We start from the raw sequence: 22,052 nt of genomic DNA on the forward strand, positions 1-22,052 counted from the left end.
AGGGTTAACGTCGCTTAATATTGCGTAGGAGCTGGAACTGCCGAAGACGGATTCACCTGAGTTGGTGAAGTCGAAGGTACGGTAGTCGTTGCACCACCGCTGGCCTGAACCGGCACGGCGGTTTGCTGCATCGGCACCAATGTCAGGTCGGCTTTAGTTCCGCCCTTGTTGATCACCGGCTGAACGGTATCGGTAATAAATACCAGTTTGTCATTCACGGTAATCGCCGCACTCAACAGAATACGCGCGTTCGGCTGAACATCTGCCGGGTTAAAAGGCAGAACAAAGCTGAATGGTGACTGTTTACCTTCGGTACGCACCGCTTTCTGCGCCAGCACTTTTGACGGCGCATCGGCTAACGACGCGTCAGAAAGTGTCACGGTCAGCACAGCATCAGGCGGCAGTGCGACTTTCTGACGGATCCAAACGGTACCGGAGACATTCGGTTGCTGGATAGCAGGTTGTTGTGTTGCTGAAATAGACGTATTTGCCGCCGGTGCTGGCGTCTGAATATCCGCGCTTTTATCTGCGCAAGCCGCCAACGCAATCGCAACCGCTAAACAACTGGCCATGTGCACGAGTTTCATTCACTTCTCCTTATTATCAATGCACCAGCGGGCTAACTTTCCTCGCCGGAAGAGTGGTTAACAAAATAGTAACGTCAACAAGTGTGGCACACATCACGCATTTCTGCCTGTAATTAGCCCGTAATTCAGACTATTGCACCCATCGGACCAGTGGCAAATTTGCGTTATACTCAACTCACTTTGGCTTGCTGCGGCAGCTTAGTTACTGGAGAGTTATATGAGTCAGGCGCTAAAAAATTTACTGACATTGTTAAATCTGGAAAAAATTGAGGAAGGACTCTTTCGCGGCCAGAGTGAAGATTTAGGTTTACGCCAGGTGTTTGGCGGCCAGGTCGTGGGTCAGGCCTTGTATGCTGCAAAAGAGACCGTCCCTGAAGAGCGGCTGGTACATTCGTTTCACAGCTACTTTCTTCGCCCTGGCGATAGTAAGAAGCCGATTATTTATGATGTCGAAACGCTGCGTGACGGTAACAGCTTCAGCGCCCGCCGGGTTGCTGCTATTCAAAACGGCAAACCGATTTTTTATATGACGGCCTCTTTCCAGGCACCTGAAGCGGGTTTCGAACATCAAAAAACAATGCCGTCCGCGCCAGCGCCTGATGGCCTGCCTTCGGAAACACAAATCGCCCAATCGCTGGCGCACCTGCTGCCGCCAGTGCTGAAAGATAAATTCATCTGCGATCGTCCGCTGGAAGTCCGTCCGGTGGAGTTTCATAACCCACTGAAAGGTCACGTCGCAGAACCACATCGTCAGGTGTGGATCCGCGCAAATGGTAGCGTGCCGGATGACCTGCGCGTTCATCAGTATCTGCTCGGTTACGCTTCTGATCTTAACTTCCTGCCGGTAGCTCTACAGCCGCACGGCATCGGTTTTCTCGAACCGGGGATTCAGATTGCCACCATTGACCATTCCATGTGGTTTCATCGCCCGTTTAATTTGAATGAATGGCTGCTGTATAGCGTGGAGAGCACCTCGGCGTCCAGCGCACGCGGCTTTGTGCGCGGTGAGTTTTATACTCAGGACGGCGTGCTGGTTGCCTCGACCGTTCAGGAAGGGGTGATGCGTAATCACAATTAAAAAAATAGCCGGAGGTGAAAACCGTCCGGCTGTTTTTTGCAGTGCTTGTTACGCGTTATAGGCATTCTCGCCGTGGCTGTTGACGTCCAGCCCTTCTCGCTCCTGTTCTTCCGGCACACGCAGACCAACCGTCAGATCCGCCAGTTTGTAGCCAATAAATGCCACCACACCGGACCAGACGATCGTAATGGCGATGCTTTCCAGCTGTACCAGCAACTGATGGCCCATCGTCACACCTTCAGCGAAGCCCACGCCACCCAGCGAACTGGCGGCAAAAATCCCAGTCATGATACAGCCGACAATGCCACAAACGCCGTGCACACCGAAGACATCGCAGGGATCATCCACCCGCAGCAAGCGTTTGAGCATAGTAACGCCCCACAAGCCCGCCAGACCAGCTACCACGCCGATAATCAACGCGCCGCCAACCCCAATGTAGCCACACGCTGGCGTCACGCCGACCAGACCGGCAATCGCGCCAGAACACGCTCCCAGCAGAGAAGGCTTACCACGCAGCGCCCATTCACCGAAGATCCAGCCAAGAATTGCCGCCGCCGTTGCGACCACAGTATTCACAAATGCCAGTGCCGCGATTTCATTCGCCGTGCCCGCTGACCCGGCGTTAAAGCCAAACCAACCAATATAGAGAATGGCAGTACCGGTGAAGACCATTGGCAGGTTGTGCGGTTTAAACGCCTCTTTGCCGAAGCCCACGCGTTTGCCTATCAGATACGCGCCCACCAGACCGGCGATTGCGGCGTTAATATGCACCACCGTGCCACCCGCGAAATCCAGCGCACCGTGAGAAGCCAGCAAACCACCGCCCCACACCATATGCGCAATCGGAATGTAAGAGAGCGTCAGCCATACCACCACGAAAATCAACACAGCTGAGAAGCGGATTCGTTCCGCCAGCGCCCCAACGATCAAGCCGACGGTAATGCAGGCAAACGAGCCCTGAAACGCCACGTGGATATACTGATAAATGCTGCCCATCACCGCCGTCAGTTCGATGTTTTTTAGCATCAACCAGTTAATGTTGCCGAAGAAGTTGTTGCCCTCACCAAACGCCAGCGAGTAACCGTAAACCACCCAGAGAATACAGACCAGTGCAAACGTCACCGTCACCTGCGTCAGCATCGACAGCACGTTTTTGCCGCGAATCAACCCACCGTAAAACAGGGCAATCCCCGGAATAGTCATAAACAGCACCAGCGCAGTACAAATCATCATAAACGCATTGTCGGCTTTATCGGCCACCGCAGGTGCAGCCATTACCAGTCCCGGCAGCATCGCCAGTGAAGCAAGCCCAGTTTTTATCGTCGCTATCTTCATTTTTCGTTCCTGTTGCTGTGTGCCAGAGATTACAGCGCCGCTTCGTCGGCTTCGCCGGTACGAATACGAATGACGCGTTGCAATTCAGCGACGAAGATTTTGCCGTCGCCAATTTTTCCGGTGTAAGCCGCCTTACTGACGATATCGATCACTTCATCGAGTTGGTCATCAGCAATCGCCACATCAATTTTTACTTTTGGCAGGAAGTTGACGCTGTATTCCGCCCCCCGGTACAGCTCGGCATGCCCTTTCTGACGCCCGAAACCTTTCACTTCGGTGACGGTCAGGCCCTGAATACCAATGGAAGATAACGCTTCACGAACGTCTTCCAGCTTGAATGGTTTGATTATCACGGTCACCAGCTTCATAGATCCCCTCCGGTCAGAATTCGGTAATGGTTCTGCTACACGAAGAAGGTATTGCAAGCGGTGTGCCAGAAATGAAAAACGAGAAAGAGAGCAGGAAGTTAAGAAGTTTGAAAATGAAAACGCACTATGACAGTGCACAGTGCGTTACATTTTTGCACCAACGATGAAATATTGCGCTATTCAGGCGCTCAATGATTCCTCTTCACGCACGCTGGCTGCCAGCTCTTCGCCCGCAAGTTGCAGTTGATACATCTGCCAGTAGCGTCCCTGGGCAGCCAGCAGTTGCTGGTGAGTGCCCTGCTCCACGGCTTGCCCACGATGAAGCACCAGAATGGTGTCGGCATCAACAATGGTCGATAAGCGGTGAGCAATCACCACCAGCGTGGTATGTTCACGCACCGCCGCCAGAGCATGTTGAATCGCCTGTTCAGTCCCGGAGTCAATGCTGGCGGTTGCCTCATCAAGGATCAGGATTTGCGGCGTCTCGACCAGCACGCGCGCCAGTGCCAGCAGTTGCTTTTGCCCAACTGAGAGATTATTCCCCTGCTCGCCCAGCGGCGTGTAAATACCGTCGCTCATGCTACGCGCCAGCTCCGCCAGTTGCACGGTTTCCAGCGCCTGCCAGACGCGTTCTTCGGAGATATCCCGCCCCAGCGTCACGTTGGCGAGGAAGGTATCCGCCAGCACCACCGGATCTTGCTGCACCATTGCCACGCCCTGGCGCAGCGCGCTGTGACTTAGCGAACTTAATGGACGACCATCAAGGCGAATCTCACCTTCCGTTAGCGGGTAATAGCCCATCAATAAACTGGCGAGGGTACTTTTACCACTGCCGGTATGCCCGACCAGCGCCACAAAGTTACTCGAAGGCACAGAGAGATTAATGTTCTTTAGCACCAGATTGTCATCGCGATAAGCAAATGACACGTTATCGACTTCGATGGTGCCACTCTGTAACGGGTAATCATCATTGCCATATTGCTGGCGCGGTCCGTCCATCAGTTCAAACACGCGCTCACCAGCAACAACAGCCTGTTGCAGCATCGCCTGTTGCGTGGTCAGTTCGATTAAGGGTTCGTTAAGTCGCCCAAGATAGCTGATAAAGGCATACAGCACGCCCACTTCAATGGTGCCGCTGGCGGAGAAGCCAAACAGCATCAACAATCCACAAAGAATGAGCGATGAAAACAGACTCAGCAGCGGACGCAGCAGAAAACCGTCGAGGCGCAGGGTTTGCATCCTCGCCATATAGTGTGAACGACTGGCCTCACCCATACGTTCGCCAAATCGCGCCTGCTGACGGAACTGCTGGATGACGCTCATGCCATTGATGATTTCGTTAAAGCCGTCGTTGATATCCGCCAGATAGGCGCGCACACGACGGACAATCGGCGTGCTGTAACGTTGATATATCACCATTACCACCAGCACTACCGGGAAAATCATTATCGCCACCAGCGCCATTCGCCAGTCGAGGCTGAACATCGCCACCAGCATCGCGCCCACCAGTGCGGCACTGCGCAGGACAGTTGCCACTACGGTAACGTAGAGATCGCGGATCACTTCAGTGTCATTAGTGACGCGGGAAATCACCTGCCCGACGGGTTGGGTATCAAACTCGCTTAATGGCTGGCGTAACGCAGCATCCATCACGTCGGTACGCAACTGTTGCACTACGCCTACTGCCGCCCGATTAAACAGCAGCGACTGCGCGTAATGTAGCCCGGCGGCAAACAGTTGTAGCCCAACATACGCCGCAGCCAGCCCTGCAACCACTTTCAACGGCAGGTTATTTTTCGCTACCATATTGTCGATAAAATAGCTGATAAGCAGCGGCCCACTGACTTCTGCCGCCGCCGCAACCCACATCATCAGGACCGCAATCCCCAGCGGTTTACGCCACGGTGAACCGTACGCTAACAGGCGCTTGAGAGTCGGCCACAGTTGGCTAAAACTACGCATCGACGGCCTCCTCGTGATTTTCCGGAGCGTCGTCGAGCGCCGCCTCCAGTTGTTGATAGCGATACATATCGCGATACCAGCCGCTTTGTTGCGCCAGCACATCATGATTGCCACGCTGGGCGATATGTCCGTGCTGCATCACAATAATTTCACTGGCTTCCGTCAGTGCCGAAAGGCGATGGGCACTGATGATTACCGTTCTTCCCTGTCCCCACTGACGCAGGTTATGCAGGATCTGGTGCTCTGTGCGTCCGTCCACCGCCGAAAGCGCATCATCAAGGATGAGGATTTCCGCGTTGACTAATAACGCACGAGCAATAGAGATACGCTGTTTTTGCCCGCCGGAAAGCATCACGCCGCGCTCGCCCACCTCTGTATCGTAACCTTGCGGTAAACGCAAAATATCGTCATGTACGCTGGCTAACCGCGCGACATGCTCAATCTCTTGCTGGGTGGCATTCGGGCAACCCAGCGCGATGTTATTTGCCACGGTGTCAGAAAAAAGGAATGGCGTCTGGCTGACCACCGCCAGGCGGCTACGCCAGCTATCGAGTTGTAACTTCGTCAGAGGAATATCATGAAAGCGAATATCCCCCTCGCTAACGTCGAAATGACGCTGAATGAGCGACAACAGGGTACTTTTGCCGGAACCAGTCGGCCCGCAGATACCCAGCATCTGACCGGGTTTCAGGGCGAAATTGACGTTTTCCAGCGCAGGATGGTCAGTCTGCGGATACGTGAACTGGTGAATATTTACATCAAGTTCGCCACGCCCTTCCGGCACGGGTTCGCTACCATCGTTCACCACCGGCGCTTCCGCCAGCATCGCACGAATACGGCTGTACGCAGCACTACCACGTTCCACAATGTTAAACATCCATGCCAGCGCCAGCATTGGCCAAATCATCAGACCTAAATACATCATAAAACTGGTGAGCTGGCCCAGCGTTAAACTGCCCTGCACCACCATCCAACTACCGCCGCCAATCGCCAGCAAGTTCGCCATACCAATCGCGATATAGATGGTCGGGTCGAAACGAGCATCAATACGCGCCACCCGCATGTTTTTTTTGCCGGTATCTTCGGCATCCGCGGCAAATAACGCCGACTGGCGATCTTCCAGACCAAAGGCTTTGATCATGCGGATACTGGTGAGGCTTTCCTGGGTGCGGTCATTAAGACTGGAAAACGCCGCCTGTGCCAGCTTAAAGCGTTCATGCAAAGCATCGCCGTTGCGCTTAATCATGATCGCCATCACTGGCATCGGCAACAGGGCAAATAAGGTCAACTGCCAGCTAATTTGCGTAGACATCATAATCAACACAGCGCAGCCCATTACCAGTGAATCCACCAGCGTCAGCACCCCTTCTCCGGCGGCAAACACGACGCAATCGACGTCATTGGTCGCACGAGCCATGAGATCACCCGTGCGATGACGCAGGTAAAACTCCGGGTGCTGCCGGCTTAGCTGACGGTAATAATCTTCACGCAGTTCAACAGCCAGTTGGTAAGACGCGCCAAACAGCAATACGCGCCAGACATAACGCAGGAGATAAACCACAACGGCAATCAGCACCATGGTGGCGATCCACATCAGGATCAGCCCGGTAGTAAAGTGTTGTTCTGTCACGCCATCGACAACAATACCAACCACTTTTGGCGGAACCAGTTGCAGCATCGCGATAATGACAAGCAAGGCGACAGCCCCGAGATAGCGACGCCATTCCCGACGGAAATACCAGCTTAATTGAGCAAATAATCGCACGCGTTGTGTCCTGACCTGATTCTGGATATTTATTCGATGGGTAAAGAAGTGGTGTATTTAATCTGTTCCATCGCGAAGCTGGAAGTGACGTCCGACAGCCCCGGCACGCTGTTTACCAGACGCTTATAAAACTCGTCGTAGCGTTTCATGTCGGCAACCTGGACGCGCATCAGATAATCGTATTCACCAGCCATGCGCCAGAACCCCAGCACTTCTGGCATTTCGGTAACCACCGTGACAAAGCGGCAATACCATTCGCTGCTGTGATGTTGCGTTTTTATCAGCACAAAGGCGGTCAGGCCGAGGCCTATTTTTTCCGGATCCAGCAGGGCGACTTTGCCGATAAGGATACCGTCGTCCTCCAGCCGTTTCAGGCGCTTCCAGCAAGGGGTGGTTGTCAGATTAACGGCTTCAGCCAGTGCCTACAAAGAGAGGGTGCAATCCTGCTGCAGTAAGGCCAGCAGCTTACGGTCAATTTTATCTAACATAGCCCTTCCACGGAGAATTTTTTTCTCTTTTAATTCTATTTTAAAGGTGAAATCACGACAATTTATTCTGTGCGGTTTAAACACCACGGCACAAAATGACAAATTCAACGCAAAAAAACCGGGCAATTGCCCGGTGCTGGAAGGGATCTCGTTATTCGGGGGAATAAGGTAGATGTGGATAGTCCAGCCAGTGCGTCAAATAGTGAGAGACAGCCTGATTTCGGCAATGTCCAATCACCGGTAAATGCGGGAGCTCCGCGCGCAGTTGCGGCATCGCATTGCCCATAATAAACCCGCTACCGACGCTGCCTAACATTTCGCGATCGTTCATCGCATCACCAAAGGCCATGCAATCGCGCAACGATAAACCTAAATGTTGGGTCAGCACCGTCAATGCAGCGCCTTTATTGCAGCCCACCGGCAGCACTTCGAGGCAATCTGTGGCGGAAAAACACAAATGTGCACGCTCGCCTAATGCTTCGTATAGCTGGATCTGCAAGCGTGTAAGATCGTCGTGATCGCCACAGAAGCAGATCTTGGTGACGCTGCCGAGTGGCATTTTTTTGACATCGATTATCTGATAACGAAAACCGCTATAGACAAATGCCTGCAACAACGCAGGGATCTCTTTCCCGGTAAACCAACCGTCGTCATTGAAGATATGCATGCTGGCTCGGGTATCCCATTGCTGATACAGCACCAGCTCCGCGACATCCGCAGGTAAATCATCACGATGTAAAAGTTCACCTTCCAGAGAATGCACGCGCGTTCCGTTGCCGGTAATCAAATATGCATCCAGCGATAGCGCCCCGAGAATATGCTGCATCTCCAGCGCATGACGCCCCGTGGCAAAAGTGAGGGTAATGTCGCGTTCACGCAGTCGCGCCAAAGTAGAGAGGGTTTTCTCACCTAAATGATGGTCAGGCATCAATAAAGTGCCATCCATATCAAATGCTGCCAGACGAGCCATTTCTTTCTCCACTCTGTGACACGGTTAATGGAGATTGAGTATCACCTGATATATACGGAAGTAATAGTGAATAGTTAAATAATATTGTTCCGGGTTTATATGCGATTGCTCAACCGTCTTAACCAGTATCAACGTCTGTGGCAACCTTCAGCCGGAAAGCCGCAAACCGTCACCGTCAGCGAACTGGCCGAACGCTGTTTTTGCAGCGAACGCCATGTTCGTACGCTGTTGCGTCAGGCACAGGAGGCGGGATGGCTGGAGTGGCAGGCGCAGTCAGGACGCGGAAAGCGCGGACAATTACGCTTTCTGGTCACGCCGGAATCGCTACGCAATGCGATGATGGAACAGGCACTGGAAACCGGAAAGCAGCAAGATGTGCTGGAGCTGGCGCAACTGGCCCCAGGTGAGCTGCGCACTCTGTTACAGCCGTTTATGGGCGGACAATGGCAAAACGATACACCCACGTTGCGTATTCCCTACTATCGCCCGCTCGAACCGCTACAACCAGGCTTTTTGCCCGGCCGTGCCGAGCAGCATCTCGCCGGGCAGATATTTTCCGGCCTGACCCGCTTCGATAATAATACTCAGCGCCCGATTGGCGATTTAGCGCATCACAGGGAAACCTCTACTGACGGGTTACGCTGGGACTTTTATCTTCGTTCAACCCTACACTGGCATAACGGCGATGCAGTAAAAGCCTCACACTTACACCAGCGATTATTGATGCTGTTACAACTGCCAGCACTGGATCAATTATTTATTAGCGTGAAGCGTATTGAAGTCACCCATCCGCAGTGTCTGACCTTCTTTTTACATCGCCCCGATTACTGGCTTGCGCACCGGCTGGCGAGCTATTGCAGCCATCTGGCGCATCCGCAATTCCCACTGATCGGCACTGGTCCTTTTCGCTTAACACAATTCACAGCGGAGCTGGTGCGCCTGGAGAGCCATGATTATTACCATTTGCGTCATCCGCTGCTTAAAGCGGTTGAGTACTGGATAACTCCGCCGCTTTTCGAAAAAGATTTGGGAACCAGTTGTCGGCATCCCGTGCAAATCACCATCGGCAAACCGGAGGAGCTGCAACGGGTCAGCCAGGTCAGTAGTGGCATCAGTTTAGGTTTTTGCTATTTAACGTTGCGCAAAAGTCCCCGACTCTCCCTCTGGCAGGCGCGAAAAGTGATCTCCATTATTCATCAATCCGGTTTATTACAAACGTTAGAAGTCGGAGAAAACCTGATCACCGCCAGTCATGCATTACTGCCAGGCTGGACTATTCCGCACTGGCAAGTACCGGATGAAGTCAAACTACCGAAAACCTTGACGCTGGTTTATCACCTACCGATAGAACTTCATACCATGGCAGAACGCCTACAGGCGACACTGGCAGCGGAAGGCTGTGAACTCACAATTATTTTTCATAACGCAAAAAACTGGGACGACACGACCCTACTGGCACACGCAGACCTCATGATGGGCGACAGATTAATTGGCGAAGCACCGGAATATACTCTGGAGCAATGGCTACGTTGCGATCCACTATGGCCACATGTTTTCGACGCTCCAGCATATGCACATCTGCAATCGACGCTGGACGCGGTGCAAGTAATGCCTGATGAGGAAAACCGATTTAATGCCCTGAAAGCGGTTTTTAGCCAGTTAATGGCAGACGCGACGCTGACGCCGCTGTTCAACTATCACTATCGCATTAGTGCCCCTCCCGGCGTGAACGGTGTGCGACTGACACCGCGCGGCTGGTTTGAATTTACCGAAGCCTGGCTTCCCGCGCCGTCGCAATGAATAGCTGGTCCGGGTTAATCGCAGGCGTTACCATAACGCTTTTATTGTTCAAGCAGGATTATCTATGAAACGTGCTGTCGTTGTGTTCAGTGGAGGCCAGGATTCCACCACCTGTCTGGTGCAGGCATTACAACAATATGATGAAGTCCATTGCGTGACGTTCGATTACGGTCAGCGACATCGCGCAGAAATCGACGTGGCACGCGAACTGGCGCTGAAACTGGGAGCACGCGCGCATAAGGTTCTTGATGTAACGCTGCTCAACGAGCTGGCGGTCAGCAGCCTGACACGTGACAGCATTCCGGTGCCTGATTATGAACCTGAAGCCGATGGCATCCCGAATACGTTTGTCCCTGGGCGTAATATTTTGTTCCTGACGCTGGCGGCAATATATGCGTATCAGGTAAAAGCAGAAGCCGTAATTACCGGCGTCTGTGAAACGGATTTCTCCGGCTACCCGGATTGCCGCGATGAGTTTGTGAAAGCACTAAACCATGCCGTCAGTTTGGGCATGGCGAAAGATATTCGTTTTGAAACGCCGCTGATGTGGATTGATAAAGCGGAAACCTGGGCGCTGGCAGATTATTACGGCAAACTGGATTTAGTCCGTAACGAAACGTTGACCTGCTATAACGGCATTAAAGGCGACGGTTGCGGTCATTGTGCGGCATGTAATTTACGCGCCAACGGTTTGAATCATTATCTGGCCGATAAACCGACGGTGATGGCAGCGATGAAGCAGAAAACCGGGTTGAGGTAATTATTCCGGGTGTCGCCGGATGCGGCTTGAGCATCCGGCACCACAAAACGTTTACTTAACCATCTGCTCCAGCTTTTCGCGCAATTCCCCTTCCAGAGCTAATGCTTTCTGCGTTTTAAGATCAATACAAACAAACGTAATAAGCGCATCCGCTACCACCTGCCCTTCCGGCTCCAGTGTAATGACCTGGCTTAAGATGCCGCTTTTACCGTTTAATTGCTGCAACTGACTGGTAATAGTTAACAGGTCGCTTAATACCGCTGGGCGACGATAGTTAATATTGATATTGACCACGACGAAGGCGATGTTATGGGCCGTCATCCACTGAAAACTGTCGCTATTTTCCAACCCATCCCAGCGGGCTTCTTCGAGAAATTCAAGGTAGCGGGCGTTGTTGACGTGCTGGTAAACGTCGAGATGATATCCACGAACTTTGATTTGTGTTTGCATAGCGCAATAACCTTACGTTGTTGTTATAAGTACAGAGGTCATAACTGGTATGACCTCTTCAGTCTGGCAAAAAATTGCCACTATGCAAATTAATTACAGGGTTAATACCGCCAGATTACGTTCCACCAGCGAATTGCCCATCCCCGGCACCTGCTTTAGATCCTCCACCGTTTTAAACGGACCGTACTCTTCGCGATAACTGACAATCGCCTGCGCTTTCTTCAGGCCAACGCCATTCATCGCGCGGGCTAGCTCTTCCGCGCTGGCATTATTAATGCTGACCCGGGTGCCTTCTTCGTCACTGGCTTTCGCCGGTACTGCTGCTTTACTTTGTGCTGCAGGAGCTTCCGCTTTGGTTTCTACTGAGGTGTACTGGCAATAGCGGACACTACCATTTGTTCTTTTTTTAAGCAGCCATCTGATGATATTTTTCCCTGAAGGCTGCCGGGGAGATATTCCCCAGACGAGAGTGACGACGCTGACGATTGTAGAAAATCTCAATGTATTCCCGTATTACTGAGATGGCTTCATCCCGGTTATTAAAACGATAGTGGCTCAGGCTCTCATTTTTCAGCGTTCCCCAGAAGCTTTCCATCGGAGCGTTGTCGTAACAGTTACCTTTACGCGACATTGATGTTTTCAGACCAGACTGCTCCTGTATGACCCGGTAATCGTATGCGCAGTACTGTGAACCTCGATCAGAGTGGTGGATTAGCCCGGCTGTCAACGCCACGATGTTTGACCGTTATTTGCCATTTTCATGCCCGCTAAATACTTTCGTTACTGATGCTGTCCGCTTTCCACCATTTCATCATCACTGATTGGCGTTGTGTTTTTGGTCAGCACTCCAGCTTTACGTTTCTCTTTTAACCGGTAACTCTCTCCTTTGATATTCAGCGTGGTTGAGTGATGTAGCAGCCGATCCAGGATCGCTGTTGCCAGTACGTGATCTCCGAACATTTCTCCCCAGTCTGCGAACCCTTTGTTTGACGTCAGTATGATGCTCGCTTTTTCATATCGACGGTTCAGTAGCCGGAAGAACAGACTGGCTTCCTCTCTGTTCATCGGCAGATAGCCTATTTCATCCAGGATCAACACCCGGGCATAACTCAGTTGCTGTAGCTGACGCTCCAGCCGGTTTTCCTGTTTCGCTTTCATCAGTGTCGCGATCAGTCTGTCCAGTGGCATAAACAGTACCCGATGTCCCGCATCCACCGCTTTCACGCCAAGAGCTATGGCCAGATGAGTTTTTCCGACACCAGGAGGGCCCAGCAGGATCACGTTTTCGCTGCGCTCCACGAACGCCAGACCAGCCAGTTCCCGGACAACCTTACGGTCGATGCCCGGCTGGAAGGTAAAGTCGAACTGCTCCAGCGTTTTGACCCACGGCAGACGAGCCTGCTTCAGCCTGGACTCCATACCGCGCTGATGCCTGCCGTTCCATTCCTGCTGTAGCGCCATGCACAGGAACTCCCGGTAGTTCAGCTCTTTTTTAGCTGCCTGTTCCAGCAGGCTTTCAACGTGATAACTCAGATGCTCCATTTTCAGGCGACTCAGCAGGACTTCCAGTTCATGCATCACAACAGCTCCTCATAGGCACTCAGTGGTCGATGTTCCACCTGACTGACCTGCTGCCAGAGCGGGGCGTGATGCTCCGGCACTGTCTGCCAGCCAGACGATGCTGAACAGAGGCGATGTGAGGCCACCAGTTTCTCATTACTGTAGATCCGCAACTCGTCATCCAGCGATATTCGTATCGATACCGGCTGACCACACAGCGCTTCGGGAACGCTGTAACGATTACCACCAACCTCGATATAGCTGTCCCAGGACACATGGCGGATATCGAAGTAACTGGTATCGAAGTCTGTATCCGGTAACGGCTGCAGATGTTCCTGCTCCAGCGCGAAGCGCTGTTCCGGCGTTTCTTTGAACTGGCGAAGCTCCCGTTTGTCAGCCACATCGGCTATCCATTGCTCCAGTTGTTGATTGACATGAGTGAAGCTGTCGAACCTGCGGTACCGGACGAAGAAGTTCTCCTTGAGGTATTTCACCATCCGCTCAACCTTACCTTTTGTTCTGGCCCTGCGTGGACGGCATGCCCGTGGCAGGAAGTTATAGTGGTCAGCCAGCAACAGGAATCCGGAGTTGAACACGACTTTCCCGTTGTTATTCTTCAGCACCGCAGCCTTCTGGTTATCAACCAGCACCGTTTTCACACAACCACCGAAGTAGCGGAAGGCGCGAACCAGTGATTCGTAGGTATGCTCAGCATCCTGTTTTGGTGCGGCGAAGACATGGAAGCTGCGGGAGAACCCCAGCGTATTAACCGCAAAGTTAACTTTGCACCGTTGCCCGGCAACCTCCACCTCAACTTCGCCCCAGTCATGCTGGAGCTGGTATCCAGGCTGAGTTTCGAAGCGAACTGTTCTTTTTGACGGACGCATTTTACGTTTGGGCTGGATGTAGTAACGCAGCATGGAACGTCCGCCCGTATAACCCATTGCCTTAATCTCCGCGAAGATAACCTCGCTATTCCAGACATTCTCTGCCAGGCGCATGTCGATGTAATCCATAAACGGTTTCAGCTTAACCATTTTGTGGCGGGTCTTTCTGGCTGGCGGTTCAGGGTATTTGAGGTAGCGTCTGACCGTCCGTTCAGAGCAACCAATCTGAGTCGCAATATCGACGATGTACGCGCCCTGCTGGCGCATTTGCTTTATCATGTAAAAGTCCTCTCTGCTCAGCATGTTGATGTCCTTTCTGGTGTGAGAACCTTAAGGAAACAACATGTTGGGTGGAGCGGACAATCCAAATGGCGAATTACCGTCTTATATCACTGGCGCTGACACGGCAGGTGGGCGCTGGCTCCTGAGCGCCATAAACAGGGCTTTACCTGTCAGCTCTTTTGTCATGCGCTCTCCCATGGCGTAGCCGATAATTTCGCACGTATAAACATCTTTGATGCCAGCGAGGTACAACCATCCCTCCTGTGTGGCAACATACGTCAGGTCCGCCACCCAGACCTGATTTGGTGCTGTAGGAGCGAACGTCTGGTTCAGCAGATTTGGCGCAACTGGCAGATTGTGGTTCGAGTTCGTAGTCGCTCTGAACTTGCGTTTCTGCTTACAGCGTAGCCTTAGCTCCTTACGAAGACGTGCCAGTCGGTCACGACCAACGATGATGCCATTCTCTGCCAGCTCCGTCTGGAGCCGCCGGGTTCCATATGTTTCGCGAGTGCGGATATGTGCCACCTTAATCTCCAGTTTTAGCCGCTCATCACTTTGTTTTCTGTCTGAGGGTTCATGCTGTACCCAGTTGTAATAACCGCTCCTGGATACACCAAATACCTGACACATCGCTTCAATGGGAAATTGTTGTCGCCATTGTTCGATTAACGCGTATTTTTCAGCGACTCCTGTGCAAAATACGCTGTTGCTTTTTTTAATATATCTCGCTCAAGGCGAGCTTCATTTAACGCCTTACGCAGTTGCAGAATTTCAGATTCCAGTTCAGCCACCGTGCGGGAACCAGGAGTACCGAGCCCTTTTCTGGCGGCGGTAACCCATTGTCCTAAAGTGCCTTCAGGAAGAGATAATCGGGAAGCGCCTTCACTGATCGAAAGTTGATTTTCAGGAACCGTTCTGACAGCTTCGGCTTTGAACTCTTTAGAGTAACGTTGGGTTTTTCTGCTCATTATTAGCTCCTTCTGATGCCATTCTATTTCAGGAAGGAGTGTCCGTTAAACTCAGGCTACCTCATACCGCCGTCGGTTTCGCCACAGAAGCTGCCGCCAGCGCGCTATGAGACATTCCGGCACAGGCCAGGGACAGGGTAATGAGCAGTGCTTTAATTCCGTGTTTCATACTGTTTTCTCCTTGTTTGTTAACAGTGGAATCACCTTAACGGGAGTGAAAACAGTAAACAAATGGCAATGTTCAGAAATGGAAAAGGCCGCGAAAGCGACCTTTTCTTGTTACAGCTGCAACGCATTTTTTTGCGAGGCGGCTTCAGGATTATTGCTGTTCCAGCGCATCGCCAATTTTGATTTTCGCCTCTTTACGCAGGTTACTCATCAGAGCTTCAAAGACGATTTGTGCGTTGTTCTGGGTGATACCCTGCACCATCGCTTTTTTCTGATCTTCCGGCATTGAACCTTGTTTCACTTCATCCAGCGCCAGCAGAACCACATTACCTTGCATATCGGTCGCCATACCGTAGCTCGGTTTGTCTTTCGCTGGCAGTGGCAGTGCAAACGCCGCCTGGCTAATCGGGTCACGACCGGAACGGCTTAAGGTTTTCGGCTCGCCAAATTTCAGACCGGCAGCCTGCATAGCTTCCGCCCCTTTGCCGGCTTTCAAATCAACCAGCAGTTTCTCAGCATCCACTTTCGCCTGTTGTTCAGCTTTGTTGTGCTGAACCAGTGCCTTAACTTGTTCCTGAACATCTGCCAACGGTTTCACCGCTTCCGGTTTGTGCTCGCTGATGCGCAGCACGAATGCGCGGTCGCCGTCTACGGTGATGATGTCAGAGTTGATGCCCGGCGCGCCGTTTTCACCTACCAGACCGCCGTTAAAGATAGCGTCGGCAACCGGCTTGAAGTTCAACTCTTCCGGCAGGTTATCTTTGCTGAACCAACCCGTCTGAGTGGCTTTAACGCCGGCAGCTTGCTCTGCACCGGCCAGAGACTCGGTGTCGTTGCTTGCCGCATCGCTCACTTTCTGCTGCAGCGCATAGTACGCATCGAGGGCTTTTTCGTGTTTCACTTTCGCCGCAATGTCGTCACGTACTTCGTCTAACGATTTCACTTTCGCTGGCTGAATGTCGTCCAGACGTACAATCAGGAAACCGACCGAAGATTTGATGACACCAGACAGTTGGCCTTTTTCTTTCAGACCAGCATTTTTCAGTTCGTCGGGGATAGTGGCATCTTCTAACCAACCCATATCGCCGCCGTTACGGGCAGAGATAATATCGGCAGATTTTTCTTTGGCTAATGCAGCAAAATCACCGCCTTTATTCAGCTCATCAAGTACCGCTTTCGCTTCATCTTCAGTTTTGGTCTGGATGATGCTGTAGCGGGTACGCTGCGGCTGGGTGAATTGATCCTGATGCTGATCGTAGTAGCTCTGGATATCCGCATCGCTAACCGGTTGCTGCATCGTTGCGGCATCCAGCTTGATGTAACTCACGCGGAATTGTTCCGGCGTCATGAAATTGTTTTTGTTTTGTTCGTAGTAGCTGGCAATCTCCTGTTCGGTCACAGGCTGCTTCGCCGCCAGCGCGTTAACATCGATAGTCGCCTCACGCACCACGCGTTGTTGCGCGACCAGTGCCGCCAGCTCGTCGGTTTCACCTTTCAGCATAAAATCGGTACCGGCAACACCGTTAATCAGCTGTTGGGTAGTGAGCTGGTTACGCAGCGCCTGGGCGTACTGATCGGCGGTCATCCCCATCTGGTTGAGGATACCGTTATAGCGGCTGTTATCAAATTTGCCGTCAACCTGGAAGGCTGGGGTCGCGAAAATCGCCTGTTTAACCTGCTCATCACTGATACCCAGTTTCAGCTCACGAGCGTACTGATCCAACAGCGCCTCGTCGATCAGACGATTCAGCACCTGTTGACGCAGGGTTTTCATATAGCCTTCGTTCGCTGCCAGCTCGGAGTATTGATCGCCCAGCTGTTGCTGCATGCGATTACGCTCGCTGTTAAAGGCGTTCTCGAACTGCCCACGGCTGATTTCCTGGTCATTCACTTTTGCGGCGTAGTTATTGCCTCCGCCAATCAGGTAACCACTCACGCCGGTCAATATGAACGACACGATAATGATACCGAAAATAATCTTGAGCACGAGACTGTTTGCAGCCGTGCGTAAGCTGTCCATCATGGTGTAACAACACTCCGCTGTAGATGACTGTGTACCTCACGCAACGTATCGATGCGCGCAAAGGCCTATTGTGACAAGAAACGGGGGCAATTGTCAGCCCACAAGACACAGAAAGTCACCGAATACAAATAAAAAAGGCACATCAGTAGATGCGCCCTTGAACTTCGTCACATCCCCACTGGGGACAACGCTTAGTTTACCGCGTCTTTCAGTGCTTTACCTGCACGGAAGCTCGGTACTTTAGCGGCAGCGATGGTGATCTCTTTACCGGTCTGCGGGTTGCGGCCAGTACGGGCAGCACGCTCTTTAACGGCAAAAGTACCAAAACCTACCAGTGCTACATCATCCCCTTCTTTCAGAGATTCAGTTACGGAAGCAATAATAGCATCTAACGCACGGCCAGCCGCAGCTTTAGAGATATCAGCCCCTGCAGCAATCTTGTCGATCAATTGAGATTTATTCACTCTTCTCTTCCTCTTTATAATTTATATCGCACTTGAATCCTTCAAGGTACGAACGCGCAGCAGTTATATCAGGCCAGCCATCCCCTTACAACACCCCTTAATAAGGGCAAGCCCGATCCGCCATCTAACTTAGCGAGACAAAAAAAGGCTGGCAAGCCCGAATTAGCCTGCCAGCCCTGTTTTTATTAGTGCATTTTGCGCGAGGTCACTATTTTGCAGTCACAACCTGCATGCCAGACGGTTCATTTTGCAGCGCCAGAGTCAGAACTTCCTCAATGCGCTTCACAGGATGAATGTCCAGATCGGCAATTACGTTGTCAGGAATCTCTTCCAGATCGCGTTTATTTTCGAACGGAATTAGCACTGTTTTAATCCCGCCGCGATGCGCTGCCAGGAGTTTTTCTTTCAAACCACCGATCGGCAGTACCTGACCACGCAGAGTGATCTCACCGGTCATTGCCACATCGGCACGAACCGGGTTACCGGTCAGGCAAGAAACCAGCGCGGTGCACATAGCAATACCGGCACTCGGACCATCTTTCGGCGTCGCACCTTCCGGTACGTGGACGTGGATGTCACGTTTTTCGTAAAAATCAGGGTTGATCCCCAGTTTTTCCGCACGCGCACGAACCACCGTTAACGCCGCCTGAATAGACTCCTGCATCACTTCGCCGAGCGAACCGGTATAGGTCAGTTTGCCTTTACCCGGAACACATGCGGTTTCAATGGTCAGCAAGTCACCGCCCACTTCCGTCCACGCCAGACCGGTTACCTGACCGACACGGTTTTCGTTATCAGCGCGACCATAGTCGAAACGCTGAACACCGAGGTAGTCATGCAGGTTATCGCCGTTAATTTCGATATGTTTTAATGACTTATCGAGCAGTAACTGCTTAACCGCTTTGCGGCACAGTTTGGAGATTTCACGCTCCAGACCACGCACGCCCGCCTCACGGGTGTAGTAACGAATAATGCCGATAATGGCGCTATCGTCGACGGTCAGCTCACCTTTTTTCAGTGCATTACGTTCAATCTGCTTCGGCAGCAGGTGACGTTTGGCGATGTTCAGTTTTTCATCTTCGGTATAACCGGAGAGGCGAATCACTTCCATACGATCCAGCAGCGGTGCCGGAATGTTCATGGAGTTCGACGTCGCGACAAACATCACGTCGCTGAGATCGTAATCCACTTCCAGGTAGTGGTCGCTGAACGCTACGTTCTGCTCTGGATCCAGCACTTCAAGCAGTGCAGAGGCCGGATCGCCTCGCATGTCAGAAGACATTTTGTCGATCTCATCGAGCAGGAACAGCGGGTTTTTCACGCCCACTTTCGCCATTTTCTGGATCAGTTTACCCGGCATAGAACCGATGTAAGTACGGCGGTGACCACGGATTTCCGCTTCATCACGCACGCCGCCCAGCGCCATACGGACATATTTACGCCCGGTGGCTTTGGCAATGGACTGACCAAGAGAGGTTTTACCTACCCCCGGCGGCCCTACCAGGCAGAGGATCGGTCCCTTGATTTTGTTGACACGGCTTTGAACCGCAAGGTACTCAAGGATGCGATCTTTCACGCGCTCCAGACCATAATGGTCGGTATCAAGGATTTCCTGCGCCTGACGCAGGTCTTTTTTGACCTTGCTGCGCGCATTCCACGGTACCTGTACCATCCAGTCGATATAACCACGCACTACGGTCGCTTCTGCCGACATCGGAGACATCATTTTCAGCTTCTGCAACTCTGCTTCCGCTTTCTCTTTTGCCTCTTTCGGCATCTTCGCCGCGTCGATTTTGCGCTTCAGGGCTTCGTTTTCGTCCGGCGCGTCGTCCATTTCACCGAGTTCTTTCTGAATAGCTTTCATTTGCTCGTTCAGATAGTACTCACGCTGGGATTTCTCCATCTGCTTTTTAACGCGGTTGCGAATGCGTTTCTCAACCTGCAGCAGATCGATTTCCGATTCCATCATTGCCATCAGATATTCCAGACGTTCGTTAACGTCGGACATCTCCAGAACGGACTGTTTGTCAGCCAGTTTCAGCGGCATATGTGCAGCAATGGTATCCGCCAGACGCGCCGGATCGTCGATGCTATTCAGCGACGTCAGCACTTCTGGTGGGATTTTTTTGTTCAGCTTGATGTAGCCTTCGAACTGGCTGATTGCAGTACGCACCAGCACTTCCTGTTCCCGCTCATCAATGGTCGGCGACTCCAGATACTCCGCCTTCGCAGAAAAGTGTTCGCCATTGTCAGAGAGCGCAGAAATACGCGCGCGCTGTAACCCCTCGACCAGCACTTTGACGGTGCCGTCAGGCAGTTTCAGCATCTGCAATATAGAGGCCACGGTCCCGACGGTGAAAAGATCGTTTACACCCGGCTCATCCGTTGAAGCTTCTTTCTGCGCGACCAGCATAATTTTTTTATCATGGTCCATCGCCGCTTCCAGACAACGGATAGATTTTTCCCGCCCGACAAATAAGGGGATGACCATGTGCGGATAAACCACCACATCGCGCAGCGGCAATACGGGGATTTCAATGCGTTCAGAACGCTCAGGATTCATAGAGCTCTCTCTTAGTTTAATTTCCGCCAGGTAATCAGATGACACGACTGTGCTTCACGCCATCTATTAACATGTACGTCAGTATATGGGGATGTTTCCCCCACATTCAACGCCGAGAATAGAGGAAAAATTAAAGGGGAGATAAAATCCCCCCTTTTTGGTTAACTAATTGTATGGGAATGGTTAATTATTCACCAGATGCCTGTTGCGCTTCCGGCTTACCATAAATCAGCAACGGTTTGCTTTGACCATCAATTACCGACTCGTCGATAACCACTTTTTCGACGTCTTCCATGGACGGCAGATCGTACATGGTATCGAGCAGTGCGGCTTCTACGATGGAACGCAGGCCACGGGCACCGGTTTTACGCGCCATCGCTTTCTTAGCGATAGCATCCAGCGCCTCGTCACGGAATTCCAGATCCACGCCTTCCAGATTAAACAGCGCCTGATACTGCTTGGTCAGGGCGTTTTTCGGCTCTTTGAGGATCTGAATCAGAGCTTCTTCGCTCAGTTCATTCAACGTTGCTACAACCGGCAGACGACCAATGAACTCAGGGATAAGACCAAACTTGATCAGATCTTCCGGTTCAACCTGCGCCAGCAGCTCGCCTTCGCTTGCTTTGTCGGACTTCGCTTTTACCGTCGCGCCAAAACCAATGCCGGAGCCGGTTTCTACACGGTGGGAAATCACTTTATCCAGACCGGCAAACGCACCGCCACAAATAAACAGGATCTTAGAGGTATCAACCTGCAAGAATTCCTGCTGCGGATGTTTACGCCCACCTTGCGGTGGAACAGCAGCTACCGTACCTTCGATCAGTTTCAACAGTGCCTGCTGTACGCCTTCACCGGAAACGTCTCGGGTAATGGACGGGTTGTCTGACTTACGAGAAATCTTGTCGATTTCATCGATGTAGACAATCCCGCGCTGCGCTTTCTGTACGTCGTAATCGCACTTTTGCAACAGCTTCTGAATGATGTTTTCAACGTCTTCGCCCACATAACCGGCTTCGGTCAGCGTGGTTGCGTCGGCCATGGTGAACGGGACGTCCAGCAGGCGCGCCAGCGTTTCAGCCAGCAGCGTTTTACCGGAACCGGTCGGACCGATCAGCAGAATGTTACTTTTGCCCAACTCGACACCATTGCTGGTATCGCCGTTGCGCAGACGTTTGTAATGGTTGTATACCGCGACCGCCAGCACTTTTTTCGCCTGTTCCTGGCCGATAACGTAATCGTCCAGGTGGTTGCGAATTTCATGCGGCGTCGGTAGCGCACTGCGTTCACGATGCGGTGCAACTTCTTTAATCTCTTCGCGAATGATGTCGTTACATAAATCAACACATTCGTCGCAGATATACACGGATGGACCGGCAATCAGCTTGCGCACTTCATGCTGGCTTTTGCCGCAAAAAGAGCAATACAGCAATTTGCCTGAGCCATCTTTGCGTTTATCTGTCATGGGTCAAAACCTCTTCTTTGTTCTTTGTGCCGCACACGACGACGCAAATGCCATTCTCAGGCGCAAGCCGCTTACAGCGTTGTGCCGCCCTGGATAAGTATAGCGGCACAGT

At 52.1% G+C, this 22,052-nt stretch carries 17 protein-coding genes and 4 pseudogenes; 3 read left to right on the forward strand and 18 right to left on the reverse strand.

Translation table 11 applies throughout. The features are described from left to right. Positions 1–14 precede the first annotated feature (14 nt). Entirely contained in the window at positions 15–587 is a 573-nt protein-coding gene (locus tag C1P89_RS13405; protein ID WP_000779812.1) for a YbaY family lipoprotein, read from the reverse strand. Positions 588–804: 217 nt separating this feature from the next. Here C1P89_RS13405 and tesB point away from each other — a divergent pair, with 217 nt between their 5' ends. Next, positions 805–1,665 carry an acyl-CoA thioesterase II gene (gene tesB / locus C1P89_RS13410; protein ID WP_000075876.1) on the forward strand — a complete coding sequence of 287 codons (861 nt, stop codon included), beginning with the start codon at positions 805–807 and terminating at the stop codon, positions 1,663–1,665. Between the two features lie 48 nt (positions 1,666–1,713). Here tesB and amtB read toward each other — a convergent pair whose 3' ends face one another. The 6 genes and pseudogenes from amtB to cof form a co-directional block, all read right to left on the reverse strand. Beyond that, complete coding sequence (gene amtB / locus C1P89_RS13415) at positions 1,714–3,000, reverse strand: ammonium transporter AmtB (RefSeq protein ID WP_000685029.1); 1,287 nt, start codon at positions 2,998–3,000, stop codon at positions 1,714–1,716. 29 nt (positions 3,001–3,029) lie between these two features. Then, complete coding sequence (glnK, locus tag C1P89_RS13420) at positions 3,030–3,368, reverse strand: P-II family nitrogen regulator (protein WP_000780338.1); 339 nt, start codon at positions 3,366–3,368, stop codon at positions 3,030–3,032. Between the two features lie 180 nt (positions 3,369–3,548). After that, on the reverse strand, positions 3,549–5,330 hold the full coding sequence (locus tag C1P89_RS13425; RefSeq protein WP_001256217.1) for a SmdB family multidrug efflux ABC transporter permease/ATP-binding protein: 1,782 nt from the start codon (positions 5,328–5,330) through the stop codon (positions 3,549–3,551). After that, on the reverse strand, positions 5,323–7,095 hold the full coding sequence (locus C1P89_RS13430; RefSeq protein ID WP_001235578.1) for a SmdA family multidrug ABC transporter permease/ATP-binding protein: 1,773 nt from the start codon (positions 7,093–7,095) through the stop codon (positions 5,323–5,325). Before C1P89_RS13430 ends, C1P89_RS13425 begins: the two co-directional genes overlap by 8 nt. 29 nt (positions 7,096–7,124) lie before the next feature. Then, positions 7,125–7,583: pseudogene (gene decR / locus C1P89_RS13435) on the reverse strand (DNA-binding transcriptional regulator DecR). Between the two features lie 151 nt (positions 7,584–7,734). Continuing rightward, positions 7,735–8,553 (reverse strand): HMP-PP phosphatase, encoded by an 819-nt coding sequence (gene cof / locus C1P89_RS13440; RefSeq protein ID WP_000113027.1) that lies wholly within the window; start codon positions 8,551–8,553, stop codon positions 7,735–7,737. Positions 8,554–8,652: 99 nt separating this feature from the next. Between cof and C1P89_RS13445 the strand changes: the two genes are divergently transcribed. Beyond that, positions 8,653–10,353: an SgrR family transcriptional regulator gene (locus C1P89_RS13445; RefSeq protein ID WP_001238215.1), complete on the forward strand. Its 1,701-nt coding sequence runs from the start codon at positions 8,653–8,655 to the stop codon at positions 10,351–10,353. 64 nt (positions 10,354–10,417) lie between these two features. Beyond that, positions 10,418–11,113, forward strand: coding sequence for a 7-cyano-7-deazaguanine synthase QueC (gene queC / locus C1P89_RS13450; RefSeq protein ID WP_000817229.1), 696 nt, complete (start codon positions 10,418–10,420; stop codon positions 11,111–11,113). Between the two features lie 51 nt (positions 11,114–11,164). Here queC and fadM read toward each other — a convergent pair whose 3' ends face one another. The 11 genes and pseudogenes from fadM to clpX form a co-directional block, all read right to left on the reverse strand. Then, positions 11,165–11,563 carry a long-chain acyl-CoA thioesterase FadM gene (gene fadM / locus C1P89_RS13455; protein ID WP_001194534.1) on the reverse strand — a complete coding sequence of 133 codons (399 nt, stop codon included), beginning with the start codon at positions 11,561–11,563 and terminating at the stop codon, positions 11,165–11,167. A 93-nt stretch (positions 11,564–11,656) separates the two neighbouring features. Beyond that, on the reverse strand, positions 11,657–11,989 hold the full coding sequence (locus C1P89_RS13460; protein WP_049792794.1) for a helix-hairpin-helix domain-containing protein: 333 nt from the start codon (positions 11,987–11,989) through the stop codon (positions 11,657–11,659). Beyond that, positions 11,970–12,284: pseudogene (locus C1P89_RS13465) on the reverse strand (integrase core domain-containing protein); the annotation flags it as partial. The pseudogene C1P89_RS13465 and the gene C1P89_RS13460, both read right to left, overlap by 20 nt. Before the next feature lie 59 nt (positions 12,285–12,343). Beyond that, positions 12,344–13,141, reverse strand: coding sequence for an IS21-like element IS21 family helper ATPase IstB (gene istB / locus C1P89_RS13470; protein WP_000544828.1), 798 nt, complete (start codon positions 13,139–13,141; stop codon positions 12,344–12,346). Beyond that, positions 13,141–14,313, reverse strand: coding sequence for an IS21-like element IS21 family transposase (gene istA, locus C1P89_RS13475; protein WP_000952382.1), 1,173 nt, complete (start codon positions 14,311–14,313; stop codon positions 13,141–13,143). Before istA ends, istB begins: the two co-directional genes overlap by 1 nt. Positions 14,314–14,415: 102 nt before the next feature. Continuing rightward, a pseudogene (locus C1P89_RS13480) lies at positions 14,416–15,260 on the reverse strand (IS3-like element IS600 family transposase); the annotation flags it as partial. 64 nt (positions 15,261–15,324) lie between these two features. Beyond that, positions 15,325–15,429 (reverse strand): annotated as a pseudogene (locus C1P89_RS25975) (hypothetical protein); the annotation flags it as partial. 150 nt (positions 15,430–15,579) lie between these two features. Further along, the gene (gene ppiD, locus C1P89_RS13485; protein ID WP_000969372.1) at positions 15,580–17,451 is read right to left on the reverse strand and encodes a peptidylprolyl isomerase; all 1,872 of its coding nucleotides are present in this window, start codon (positions 17,449–17,451) and stop codon (positions 15,580–15,582) included. A 191-nt stretch (positions 17,452–17,642) separates the two neighbouring features. Further along, on the reverse strand, positions 17,643–17,933 hold the full coding sequence (gene hupB / locus C1P89_RS13490) for a nucleoid-associated protein HU-beta (RefSeq protein ID WP_254892905.1): 291 nt from the start codon (positions 17,931–17,933) through the stop codon (positions 17,643–17,645). 190 nt (positions 17,934–18,123) lie between these two features. Continuing rightward, entirely contained in the window at positions 18,124–20,478 is a 2,355-nt protein-coding gene (lon, locus tag C1P89_RS13495; protein WP_001295325.1) for an endopeptidase La, read from the reverse strand. Positions 20,479–20,665: 187 nt separating this feature from the next. Next, positions 20,666–21,940, reverse strand: coding sequence for an ATP-dependent protease ATP-binding subunit ClpX (clpX, locus tag C1P89_RS13500; protein WP_000130305.1), 1,275 nt, complete (start codon positions 21,938–21,940; stop codon positions 20,666–20,668). Between the last annotated feature and the right edge of the window lie 112 nt (positions 21,941–22,052).

The organism is Shigella sonnei, from assembly GCF_002950395.1.
In the GTDB taxonomy this organism is placed as follows: domain Bacteria; phylum Pseudomonadota; class Gammaproteobacteria; order Enterobacterales; family Enterobacteriaceae; genus ECMA0423.

What these genes read in the sequence shown, in the direction of transcription:
- C1P89_RS13405 (WP_000779812.1), bottom strand. Translation starts at nt 587, where the DNA reads ATGAAACTCGTGCACATGGCCAGTTGTTTAGCGGTTGCGATTGCGTTG.
- tesB (WP_000075876.1), top strand. Translation starts at nt 805, where the DNA reads ATGAGTCAGGCGCTAAAAAATTTACTGACATTGTTAAATCTGGAAAAA.
- amtB (WP_000685029.1), bottom strand. Translation starts at nt 3,000, where the DNA reads ATGAAGATAGCGACGATAAAAACTGGGCTTGCTTCACTGGCGATGCTG.
- glnK (WP_000780338.1), bottom strand. Translation starts at nt 3,368, where the DNA reads ATGAAGCTGGTGACCGTGATAATCAAACCATTCAAGCTGGAAGACGTT.
- C1P89_RS13425 (WP_001256217.1), bottom strand. Translation starts at nt 5,330, where the DNA reads ATGCGTAGTTTTAGCCAACTGTGGCCGACTCTCAAGCGCCTGTTAGCG.
- cof (WP_000113027.1), bottom strand. Translation starts at nt 8,553, where the DNA reads ATGGCTCGTCTGGCAGCATTTGATATGGATGGCACTTTATTGATGCCT.
- C1P89_RS13445 (WP_001238215.1), top strand. Translation starts at nt 8,653, where the DNA reads ATGCGATTGCTCAACCGTCTTAACCAGTATCAACGTCTGTGGCAACCT.
- queC (WP_000817229.1), top strand. Translation starts at nt 10,418, where the DNA reads ATGAAACGTGCTGTCGTTGTGTTCAGTGGAGGCCAGGATTCCACCACC.
- fadM (WP_001194534.1), bottom strand. Translation starts at nt 11,563, where the DNA reads ATGCAAACACAAATCAAAGTTCGTGGATATCATCTCGACGTTTACCAG.
- istB (WP_000544828.1), bottom strand. Translation starts at nt 13,141, where the DNA reads ATGCATGAACTGGAAGTCCTGCTGAGTCGCCTGAAAATGGAGCATCTG.
- istA (WP_000952382.1), bottom strand. Translation starts at nt 14,313, where the DNA reads ATGCTGAGCAGAGAGGACTTTTACATGATAAAGCAAATGCGCCAGCAG.
- ppiD (WP_000969372.1), bottom strand. Translation starts at nt 17,451, where the DNA reads ATGATGGACAGCTTACGCACGGCTGCAAACAGTCTCGTGCTCAAGATT.
- lon (WP_001295325.1), bottom strand. Translation starts at nt 20,478, where the DNA reads ATGAATCCTGAGCGTTCTGAACGCATTGAAATCCCCGTATTGCCGCTG.
- clpX (WP_000130305.1), bottom strand. Translation starts at nt 21,940, where the DNA reads ATGACAGATAAACGCAAAGATGGCTCAGGCAAATTGCTGTATTGCTCT.